Below are 11,739 nucleotides of genomic sequence, written 5' to 3'. Positions count from 1 at the left end.
CCCCTTACTGTTTTGGTACCTCTATTAATATAGCGTCTCCTTGTCCGCCTCCACTACAAATTGCGGCAACTCCCAAGCCACCACCACGTCGTATCAATTCATGTACTAAGGTCAAAACAATTCGTGCTCCACTTGCACCAATCGGGTGTCCAAGAGCCACTGCTCCACCGTTTACGTTTATTTTGTTAGGGTCTAAACCTGCAATCTTTGTACTCGCTAAAGCGACCGCTGCAAATGCTTCATTAATTTCAAACAAATCAATTTCATCTTTTGTCTTTCCCACTTTATCTAGTAATTTATTAATAACAAGTCCTGGTGTTTGCGGAAAGTTTTCTGCCTCTACTGCTACTTCAGCTTGAGCAAGGATAGTTGCTAATGGTCTCTTACCTAGTTCTTTAGCTTTACTATCAGACATCACAACAAAGGCACAGGCTCCATCATTGACCCCGGGAGCATTTCCCGCTGTAATTGTACCACCTTTATCAAAAGCGGGCTTTAGTCCTACTAATTTTTCAATTGTCGTATCTTTCCTAGGTGCCTCATCTTCTGCAACAATAATTGGTTCCCCTCTTCTCTGTGGCACTTCTACTGGAACAATTTCTTCAGAAAACTTCCCTTCTTCCATCGCTTTTATTGCTCGATTGTGACTGCGATAAGCCCATTCATCTTGAACTTCACGAGTTAGTTCAAAAGCTTCCGCTGTACTATTTCCGTATGTTCCCATATGTACACCACGGAAGGAGCATGTTAATCCGTCATGAACCATTGTATCGACTACCTTTTTATCGCCCATCCGGTACCCCCAACGAGCATCTGACAAAATATACGGGGCATTGCTCATGCTTTCCATTCCACCAGCAACAATAATTTCTTCATCACCTAACCGGATTAACTGGTTGGCTAATGTAAGGCTTCGAAGACCCGAAGCACAAACTTTATTGATCGTTTCTGTTTTAACACTCCATGGAATCCCCGCTTCTTTTGCTGCCTGTCTAGAAGGGATTTGTCCCTGACCACCTTGAAGAACATTTCCCATAATTACTTCATCAACAGACCCAACGTCAATGTCAGCCTTTTCAATTGCCGCTTGGATCGCTTTTCCACCTAACTCTGAGGCAGTAAGTGATTTTAAGCCACCTCCAAATCGACCAAATGGAGTTCTCGCACCCGATACAATTACTGTTTTTCGCAACTGGAACATCTCCTTTACAAAATGTCACTTGAAAAATTTGTTAATTACATTATACATGACATCGCTTTCTTTTGTCGAGCGAACGCTCAATCAAAAAAGTACAAATATATTCGTTTTAAGTACGGAAGTATATCTTGTGAACTTAGACCATATTTTATGGTAGTTTGAGTATGTTTGAATACTACTCAACATTTTAAAGTTAATGATTTAAGATATTAATCCGAGTATCTTTTAGCACTCACTTTATTGGTGCAAAAGTTGAGTATAATAAGGAGAAAAACGTTACGTGAATTATTTTAAAATAAAGGGAGTCACAAGGACTCCCTTTTCCATTAATTATGCAGTTTTTACTGTTTCTTTAGTAAACACAGATAATGCTAAGATTTCGGCAACGTCCATCGTTCCAATATCTTGTTCAACATCTTTTGCCTTTGTTCCATCGCTTAACATCGTTAGACAGAATGGACAGGCACTTGAGATCATTGTAGGGTTAACTTCCAATGCTTGTTCCGTACGGGCAACATTGATTCTGTTGCCAGTTGTTTCTTCTGTCCACATAAGTCCGCCACCTGCACCACAACACATTCCATTATCCCGAGTTCGAACCATTTCAACTAATTCGATTCCAGGAATTGCTTTTAAAATTTCTCTTGGTGGGTCATATACGCCATTATACCTTCCTAAATAACAAGAATCATGGTACGTTAATCGATGCTCAATTCTTCCCTTTGGATCTAATTTTCCGTCCATTACTAAATCATATAACATTTGTGTATGATGGATGACTTCTGCTTTAAAGCCAAAATCAGGATATTCATTTTTAAATATATTATAAGCATGGGGATCAATTGTAACGATTTTCGTCACACCATTTTTCTCAAATTCTTTAATGTTCTTCTCTGCAATTTCTTGAAATAAAAATTCATTTCCTATTCGACGTGCAGTATCTCCAGAATTCGCTTCTTTATTTCCTAAAATTGCAAAACTTATACCTGCTTTATTCATTAACTTTGCAAATGCAATTGCGATCTTCTGGCTTCGACTGTCGTAAGCTCCCATCGAACTAACCCAAAATAAATATTCAAAATCTTTCTTTTCTTTTTTAAGTTCTTTCACTGTTGGAATATAGACATCTTCATCCAACTCACGCCATTTAATCCGGTCTTTTTTAGATAACCCCCACGGATTTCCTTGACGCTCAATATTCATGACTGCTCGTTGGATTTCTGAATCCATTTTTCCTTCCGTCATCACAAGATATCTACGCATGTCAATAATCTGGCCGACATGTTCATTCATCACTGGACAGGCATCTTCACAATTTCGACACGTTGTACAACCTGCTAACTCTTCTTCAGTAATGACATCCCCGATCATACTAATTTGACTTATTTCTGCAGTAGCTTCATCGCGACCCATCTTTGCATATTTATTTGGTCCATTACTTCCAAAAGCATACGCCGGAACCCAAGGGGCCTTCCCTGTAACAGCTGCACCCTTTTCATTCAAATGATCACGCAATTTTATCATGATATCCATCGGTGATAACATTTTTCCGGTATTTGCAGCCGGACAAACGCTTGTACAGCGTCCGCATTCAACACACGCATAAAAATCAAGCATTTGAAGCTGATCGAAATCTTCTACTTTTCCGACGCCAAAGGAAATATCTTCTTCATCTGATTCCTCGTCAAGGTCAAAACTAATCGTTTTTAATTTACCCGGAACACGTTTACTTAAAAATACGTTTACCGGCGCAGCAATTAAATGAGCATGTTTCGACTGCGGAATATAAACTAAAAAGGCTAAGATCGTAATCGTATGAACCCACCATGCCACATAAAATAAAACCATTGCAGCAGTTGGAGATAGCCAGCCTAAAGCAAGCGCTATTAAACTAGCAACAGGCTCTGTCCATGTCGCAGGTTCACCCTGCCAAATTTGTAACATACCATTTCCAAATAAAACAGAGACCATCAATGTTCCAATAAAAATAAGAACAAGACCAGCATAAAATCCTCTTTTAAGGCGAACTAGTTTTTCTATATAACGACGATAAAAAGCCCAAATAACTGCAACTAAAATCGTTAATGTTACTAGCTCTTGAAAAAAAGTGAATCCTGGATAAAGCGATCCAAATGGCAAATGACTTCCTGGTGAAAGCCCTTTAACAAACATATCTATAGCACCAAACTGGACAAGAATAAAGCCATAAAACATCATGACATGAATAATACCCGATTTTTTATCCTTCAGTAACTTGGATTGGCCAAATACAATATGCCAAACATCACGCAAACGCTCTTTTAATGCAAGATCAAATTCGGATTTTTTACCAAGCTTAATAAATGCTATCCTTGTTGCAACCACTTTCGCAAATAGAAAAATACCATATGCTGTAACCGCAATAAAAGCGATCCAATTAATGAGTAAAAACGTATCCACCCGCGCTCCTCCTCTTATTTATCATTATTTGTTAACGTTTACACTTCATTTTCTTCCCCCTTAATAAAGTGTGACTAACTCTATCATAAAACATGAATGATCATTCAGTCAACTTTATTTGTTACTATTTATTAGTTAAATCTATTTCGTCGTAGATATTACTGGTAGATTTGTCCAAAACTTCTATTAACAATAGAGTAAGAATCCGCTCAATCATTTCAAAATAAGTTTAAAAGATATTGCGGATTCTTTGTTTCATATTTAAAAGGATGTTCAAAAAGTCCGGTAAAAATGACACTACGAATTTCGCACGAATGCTTGTTTCTCCGCTACCCATGTATCTAAATGTATACATTCCTTTGCTCGAAACTGCGCCGCCTCGAACTTCTTGATCCTTTTTATCCTCCTTTTTGCACACACTTTAAGGAATCTTTTTCAAAAAATAAATATGCTCTACATCTTCTCAGGAGCAGTTACTCCAAGAATTTTCAACGCATTTGCAATCGTAATCTGTACTGCTTTCATCAACGCAATTCGAGCATTGGTCAAGGCTTCATTTTCTTCATTTATCACTTTTTCTGCATTATAAAAACTGTGTAAATGCGAAGCCAAGTCGTAAACATACTGAGTTACCCGGTTTGGAGCTTCCCTCTTGGCGGCATCAGCAATCATTTGAGGAAACTCTGCCAATTGTTTTAATAACGCTGTTTCTTTTTCTGAAGTAAGCAATGTCGAATCAAAATCAGCCTCCAATTTAAAACCTTTTTCTTCTGCTTGTTGTAACATTGTACAAATCCGAGCATGCGCATATTGAACGTAGTAAACAGGATTCTCATTTGATTCAGAACGGGCTAAATCAAGGTCAAAATCAAGTTTTGAGTCATTTGAGCGCATCGTAAAGAAATAACGAACCGCATCCACTCCAACCTCCTCCATCAATTCTCTTAGAGCGACTGCTTTTCCTGTACGTTTACTCATGCGAACAATTTCCCCATCTTCCAAAACGTTTACCATCTGGATGATACTCACACTCATTTTCTCTTTCGGATAACCAAGTGCTTGAATCGCAGCACTCATTCTAGGGATATACCCGTGGTGATCTGCCCCCCATACATTAATGATTTTATCAAATCCGCGTTCCAATTTATCCTTATGATACGCAATATCTGGCGTTAAATATGTGTAGCTTCCATCTTGCTTAATGAGGACACGATCTTTGTCATCACCAAAAGCTGTTGACTTAAACCAAATTGCTCCATCTTTTTCATACGTGTATCCTTTCTCCTCCAGTTGTTGTAACGTCTCTGCGATCTTGTTATTTTTATAAAGAGACATTTCCGAAAACCAGTTGTCAAACTGGACGCCAAATGCATCCATATCTTCTTTTATTTTCCCTAACTCAAATTTGAGTCCGTAATCTCGGAAAAATGCTAGTCTCTCATCTCGCTCTTTTTTGAACCAAGAATCCTTATATTCTTTAGCAAGCTGTTTGCCAATTTTTATTATATCTTCACCATAATATCCATCATCAGGCATTGTACTTTCTTTACCAAGTGCCTCTAAATACCTTGCCTCTATTGAGATTGCAAGTTGATCTATCTGGTTACCAGCATCATTAATATAATATTCACGTTCTACGTCATAACCAGCTGTGTCAAACACATTACATAGTACATCACCAAATGCAGCTCCACGTGCATGCCCTAAATGCAAATCCCCTGTCGGATTAACTGAAACAAATTCGACTTGTACACGTTTATTTTTTCCCGCATCTGTTCGTCCATAGTTTTCTTGTTGGTCTAAAATAGTAGAAATAATAGTGCTTAAAAAATCTTGTTTCATAAAAAAATTAATAAATCCCGGCCCCGCTATTTCAACTTTTTTAACATTTGCCTTTTCCTTATCAATATGATCTACTATTTTTTCCGCAATCTGCCTTGGAGCCATTTTAGCAATTCTCGCTAACTGCATCGCAATATTCGCAGCAAAATCTCCATGCACTTTTTCTTTCGGTTTCTCTAATTGAATAGTTGGAATTTCTTCTTCCTTGGCCAAGTCAGCTTTTTCAATAGCTGTTATAATTTCTTTTTTAAGTGTTTCCTCCACTTTAACTAACGCATTCATCTTAATTTCGCCTCCATGTAGGTAAGTGTTAAATGATGATACCTACTTTCTTCTTTATTCACTTTAACATCATATTGTATAATTACTTTTCCTTCTCGGTCATCTGCTAATGATTGGTGTGTAATTGATTTTGTCATAATTTCTAAAAGAAATGAACCATATGGGTGACGATAAAGACATTCCGTCTCCTTCCCCTTAATAAATTGTTGATTCATCGATACTTTCCCTGAACGTTTTATATTGATTTTATTCGGTCGAATCGTGATAAGGTTTTCTACGTCACCAAATTCGTTTGTTTTTTCTATAAATGATATCACTTCAATATTTTCTTTCTTTACGTAATTTCCTATCTGCTTGATAATCGATAGTTCTTTTTCTCCTCGGTCATCGATGACAGTTCGAAGTTCGACTGCGATGTCTTTTTTTACAAGTTTCATTGGCGCTCCTTAAAATTGTATTGTATCCATTTATTATAGCGATAAATACACTGTTTTTCCATTCACACAAAAAGAACCAAAATAACAAAATTAACAGGAATCCGTTTATTTTTAATAAATTTTTACCATAATGTACATAACTGAACAAAAATGAGGCTGGCAATTATGAAGGTTATCAAGTCACTTAGTAAATTAACTTTTTATACAGGAATTTTTATTGTATTGACAATTGGATCCATTCTAACCGCAAGTTATATTCTTGGACCTCCAGATTTATCCAATGAGTATGTTACCGTGTTATACGATCAAAATGATAAAGAAATTGAAAATACGAACAGCTATCACAAACAATTAAGTTTGGATGACATATCACCTTTACTAATCGAAGCAACTGTTCAGGCCGAGGACAAAAACTTCTATGAACATCATGGTTTTGATTATAAAGGGATCATGCGTGCTATCGTTAAAAACATCCGCTCTTCTAGATTAAAAGAAGGCGCCAGCACCATCACACAGCAATATGCCCGAAATTTGTATCTCACTCATGAAAAAACGTGGATTAGAAAAATAAAAGAAGCGTTTTACACCATTCGTCTGGAGATGTTTTATTCGAAGGACGAAATACTTAAAGGGTATTTGAATTCAATTTATTATGGCCATGGAGCTTACGGAATTGAAGCTGCAAGTCATGTTTATTTTGAGAAAAGTGCTAAAGATTTAACACTTGCAGAAGCTGCCATGCTTGCCGGAGTCCCTAAAGGTCCGACATATTATTCACCATTTAACAATAGAGAAAATGCCTTTAAGCGACAAGAATTTATATTAAATTTGCTATTACAAGAAAATATCATTACACAAGCGGCTTACTATAACGCAAAAAAAGAAGAGTTCCAATTCGATAAGCCAAATATCACAAACGATACGTTAGCGCCTTTCTTTGAAGACGTCGTGTTAAAGGAAGCAAGACAAATTTTAAATGGAAAAGAGGAAACAATTTTAACAAGTGGCTACCGAATTTATACAACATTGGATCAACATTTACAAAAAGAACTTGAGAAAAAAGTCGCAGCTCATCTCGATTCAAAAAGTGAATTCGAAATAGCTGCAATTTCTATGGATCCTCACGATGGTGCGATTATTAGTTTAGTAGGCGGTAAAGACTACCAGGAAAGCCCTTTCAATCGTGCTACAGACGCTAAAAGGATGGTCGGATCTACCTTTAAGCCTTTTTTATACTACGCTGCACTCGAAAATGGGTATACAGCAACGACAATGCTTTTAAGTGAGCCAACTGCGTTTGTAATGGATGAAGGAAATGTATATAAACCTAGTAATTATAACGGATATTACGCTAACAAACCGATTTCTTTAGCTCAAGCTATCGCTTTATCCGACAATATTTATGCCGTTAAAACAAACCTTTTTCTAAGCCCAGATATCGTAGCTGAAACTACAAAAAAATTTGGAATTAAAAGTGACTTACCAGCTGTTCCATCCCTTGCACTCGGAAGCGCCTCAATTACTCTTTTGGAAATGGTACAAGCATATGGGAGAATCGCAAATGGGGGCGAAGAAGTTAACGGATATACAATTAAAAAAATTGAAAACCATAAAGGAAAAATTATCTATGAAAAAGAAGATCCAGCTAAGAAACAAATTCTCGATCAAAAAAAAGCTTTTATCTTAACTCATTTAATGCAAGGAATGTTTGACAGAAGATTAAATGGATATATGGAAGTAACAGGTTCTTCTATTATCGATAAAATCAATCATCCTTACGCAGGCAAGTCTGGAACGACCGATTCAGACAGCTGGATGATTGGATTTAGCCCATCCGTTGTAACTGGCGTTTGGACGGGTTATGACGACAATCAACCGATACAACTTGCTAGTGAAAAATCTGTCGCTAAAAACATATGGGCAGAAACAATGGAGGCCGCTCATTCTTTGGATAAAGATTATAATTTTAATGTTCCTGAGGGCATTGTCGAAAGAGTGATCGACCCTGAAACCGGTATGTTAGCAACGAATGATTGTGAGACAAGAAGAACATCCTATTTCGAAAAAGGAACAGAACCTACCCATTATTGCTCGACACATCTTCCTAAGAATGAGCAACCACAAAACCAAGAAAAGGAAGATGGACTCCTTAAACGGCTTTTCGACCTTTTCAGTTAATTGCCGTTATGGAATGATAACAAAACATTATGCCATTTCGATGATAACTTTAGACATTCTCGCATGACCAAAATTTCTAATCTAAAAAAAGAAGGAGAGAAATTTTAATGAGACGCTTTTTACATTCTTTTAATGAACATGAAAAAATATGTAAACCGCAACTATTTTACGATTGGCATGATTGTAACGATTGATGCCTCTTGCTTAGCTAACAAGCTGGCAAAATAAAGAAACCGACTCGTCTTTGAGTCGGTTTCTTTAGTGTCCTAGCAATTCTTTGTAGCCCATGTATCTCTATCTTACAAAGTATAAAGCTAAAGTACAAGAATTTACATTGAGACTAATTATTTGTCACAATCTGTTCACTTTTCAAAGTTATTTTTTAATTCTTCACTTGAATTTTCCCACATATTGTTATCAAAACTTTTTAGAAAATCACCTAATAGCGTTCGGGAATGTTCATCCATATGCTCGACAACTACTTTTCCTTTTAGTGACTTTTCCATATGGGTTACATGTTCTGCCATCGATTTATATGCCTTTTTATTTGGACGATCCACACGAAGTTCACTTGCAGCAACTCCGGAATAATATGGACCCTTTTCTCCATTCTCAACAGTGACCCAGACTATCCAATATAAACGACCGTCTGGCACCTCGTTTCGATCAGAATAGTAGCGAACACGGCGTTCAATATCACTTCTAGCATGCATTGCATCCATATCGACATAGGCTTTATTTTCCACCGGATCAACAATGACAGATGACATATTTTCTAAAGAAATAGAGCCCATCCCGTATCCGCCATGTCCATCTGTTGAATCATCCTTAATTATTGTGAATTGTTGTTTCGGTTTTTTATTATTTTCCATAATGTCAAGGCTCCTCCTTTTTAATCGTATTTTATTCACATTGTATCATAATCAATATTTAACGATAATATAACAGCTCAATTATCTCATCTTTACGTTTAGTATCTTGTATCATCTTGATTTTTTCAATTGGAAAATAAATTTTATGATCTTCTCTAGTTTTTCCAGTTATTGCTTCCACAATAACAGAGTGTGTTGATAATTCTTTTTCTTCTCCAGATGGCATTTGTAAATAAATTGGAATCCGCTCTTCTCCCGCACGGTAGACATCATACGGTAAATCTGAAGAAGAATCGATAACTAAATAATAATCTGGGTCAATTCCTGCTTCACGAAAGAGGTTTTGTAACGTTTCATATTTATCCATATGTTTCTCCGGTTTAAATTCTATATATTTAAATAAAATCCGATTGACAAACCGGGAACTAAGATCTCGAAGTACTTCATCATCTTCATGCTGCCACTGCTGAAAGTAATAATTAATTACAGATTCGTCCAACTGTAAATAATCATTTATTTTTACTTCTCCTCTAAAAAAAGAAAGGAGTGGAGTTGGATTCATCTTGAACTGATATCCTTTTTCGTAAAGATGTTTCACCCGATGAAAAATTTTCGTCAAGATCACTTCGGCACTACGTGTTACAGGATGAAAGTAGACTTGCCAATACATTTGATAACGGGACATTATATAATCTTCTACAGCATGCATTCCCGTTGATTTAATGACAACTTGATCTTCAGTTGGACGCATTACCCTTAAGATTCTCTCCATATCGAATTGACCATAACTAACTCCGGTATAATATGCATCCCTCAATAGATAATCCATTCGGTCTGCGTCAATTTGACTCGAAATCATACTAACCACCAATTTATCAACATACGATTTATCAATAATTTGCGCAACTTTTATAGGAAAGTCCGGCTCAACCCGACTCAATACTGCATGTACATTCGTATCTTCCAAAATAATTTTCTTTGTAAAATGTTCATGATCTAGGGAAAACACTTTTTCAAAGGAATGTGAAAATGGACCATGACCTAAATCATGGAGTAATGCTGCACATAAACTAACTAACCGTTCTTCTTTATTCCACCCTTCATGTGACTCCATTTTATTAATCATTCTTCTAACAATTTCATATACGCCTAAAGAGTGGTTAAACCGACTATGTTCTGCACCGTGAAATGTCAAATATGTAGTCCCTAATTGCTTTATTCTTCTAAGCCGCTGAAATTCAGGAGTGGCAATTAGGTCCCATATTACTTGATCACTAACACGTACATATCGATGAACGGGATCTTTAAAAACTTTAACTTCATCCAATTGTTTATTTTTATACATCTTGATCACCCGTTTCTTTTCATACTATTAGATTCTATTATATAATAGTTTCGTGCACGTTTAAACATCGTAAAAACAAGGAGTCTAACTGTGAAAAATATTTTTGAAATTATTAAACATTCAACGATTCGATTTTTAGATCATTCACCTAAGAGAACAATATTTAATGAGCCAAATAATGCGCTAGCATCTTTTGCTATTGACGATGCAATTGCAACTACTGTAGGAAATAAATTAGTAGCTCCGACCATCCGCACATGGGTTCACGATCGTACCATTGTTCTTGGTATCCCCGATTCAAGATTGCCTTGTATTGAAGATGGGGTAAGATATTTAAGGAGCTTACATTATAATGTAATTATTCGTAACTCGGGAGGGCTCGCTGTATTAATCGATAAAGATGTTCTTAATATTTCACTTATCTTACCAAGTAATAAGCAAATCTCTATACATGAAGGTTATCATATTATGTTTCAATTGGTTACCTATCTTTTCAAGGAATATACAAATGAAATAAAAGCCTATGAAATTAAAGGCTCTTATTGTCCTGGAGATTATGATTTAAGTATTAATGGGATAAAATTTGCCGGCATTTCACAACGGCGAGTTAGAAATGGTGTAGCGGTTCAGATTTATATTGATGTGGAAGGAAGCAGTTTTGAGCGTGCTAGCATCGTTAAAAAATTTTATGAAGTAAGCAAGCAAGAAAAAAAGACGAAATATGAATATCCCGAAGTTAACCCAAACGTAATGGGATCAATCAGTGAATTGTTACAAATTGACTTTACTGTTAAAGGGCTTATCGAAAAAATACAACACCAGCTTGAAACAGGGGATCATCCAGCCAGTGAACTAATCCCTGAAGAAAAGGAAATTTTTAAAAAACGCCTAGAACAAATGCATAAACGGAATGACAAAATTTTATAGAATAAATGAATTTGATTTACCTAAAATATTCCATCTCAAAAGCAGACGTTTACAGATAAACCTCTAGAATGTGCTACATCAACAAGGGATTGTAATTCACAATTGAAGTATACTGTGCAGTAGTGAAAATATAAATACTAGTAACAGCTTCGTTGATTTTCGCTGCGAAAATGTAGACAAGTTGCAAAGTAAAATACCGCTACGGAAATACACTCCGCT

The 11,739-nt window shown here is 36.3% G+C and carries 8 protein-coding genes; 2 read left to right on the top strand and 6 right to left on the bottom strand.

Annotated elements, in window-relative coordinates; genetic code table 11:
- Positions 1-4: 4 nt before the first annotated feature.
- The 4 genes from SPD89_RS06885 to SPD89_RS06870 all read right to left on the bottom strand — a co-directional run bounded on the left by SPD89_RS06885 (position 5) and on the right by SPD89_RS06870 (position 6,198).
- Positions 5-1,192 carry an acetyl-CoA C-acetyltransferase gene (locus SPD89_RS06885; RefSeq protein WP_336261221.1) on the bottom strand — a complete coding sequence of 396 codons (1,188 nt, stop codon included), beginning with the start codon at positions 1,190-1,192 and terminating at the stop codon, positions 5-7.
- Positions 1,193-1,528: 336 nt separating this feature from the next.
- Entirely contained in the window at positions 1,529-3,637 is a 2,109-nt protein-coding gene (locus SPD89_RS06880) for a (Fe-S)-binding protein (RefSeq protein ID WP_336261220.1), read from the bottom strand.
- Positions 3,638-4,090: 453 nt separating this feature from the next.
- Positions 4,091-5,761, bottom strand: coding sequence for an arginine--tRNA ligase (gene argS, locus SPD89_RS06875; RefSeq protein ID WP_336261219.1), 1,671 nt, complete (start codon positions 5,759-5,761; stop codon positions 4,091-4,093).
- Positions 5,758-6,198, bottom strand: a complete 441-nt coding sequence (locus SPD89_RS06870) for a DUF1934 domain-containing protein (RefSeq protein WP_336261218.1) — start codon at positions 6,196-6,198, stop codon at positions 5,758-5,760. Before SPD89_RS06870 ends, argS begins: the two co-directional genes overlap by 4 nt.
- Positions 6,199-6,363: 165 nt before the next feature.
- Between SPD89_RS06870 and SPD89_RS06865 the strand changes: the two genes are divergently transcribed.
- Positions 6,364-8,376, top strand: a complete 2,013-nt coding sequence (locus SPD89_RS06865) for a transglycosylase domain-containing protein (protein WP_336261217.1) — start codon at positions 6,364-6,366, stop codon at positions 8,374-8,376.
- 362 nt (positions 8,377-8,738) lie between these two features.
- On the opposite strand, the gene SPD89_RS06860 is transcribed toward SPD89_RS06865, so the two are convergent.
- Both SPD89_RS06860 and SPD89_RS06855 read right to left on the bottom strand, forming a co-directional pair.
- Positions 8,739-9,248, bottom strand: coding sequence for a YwhD family protein (locus SPD89_RS06860; protein ID WP_336261216.1), 510 nt, complete (start codon positions 9,246-9,248; stop codon positions 8,739-8,741).
- A 58-nt stretch (positions 9,249-9,306) separates the two neighbouring features.
- On the bottom strand, positions 9,307-10,593 hold the full coding sequence (locus SPD89_RS06855; RefSeq protein ID WP_336261215.1) for an HD domain-containing protein: 1,287 nt from the start codon (positions 10,591-10,593) through the stop codon (positions 9,307-9,309).
- Between the two features lie 90 nt (positions 10,594-10,683).
- Here SPD89_RS06855 and SPD89_RS06850 point away from each other — a divergent pair, with 90 nt between their 5' ends.
- The gene (locus tag SPD89_RS06850) at positions 10,684-11,520 is read left to right on the top strand and encodes a lipoate--protein ligase family protein (protein ID WP_336261214.1); all 837 of its coding nucleotides are present in this window, start codon (positions 10,684-10,686) and stop codon (positions 11,518-11,520) included.
- Positions 11,521-11,739: the final 219 nt, after the last annotated feature.

The organism is Pseudogracilibacillus sp. SO30301A, from assembly GCF_037072025.1.
Classification (GTDB): domain Bacteria; phylum Bacillota; class Bacilli; order Bacillales; family Amphibacillaceae; genus Pseudogracilibacillus.
The sequence above is the reverse complement of the archived record's forward strand: the minus strand, read 5'-3'. Positions and strand labels throughout refer to the sequence as shown.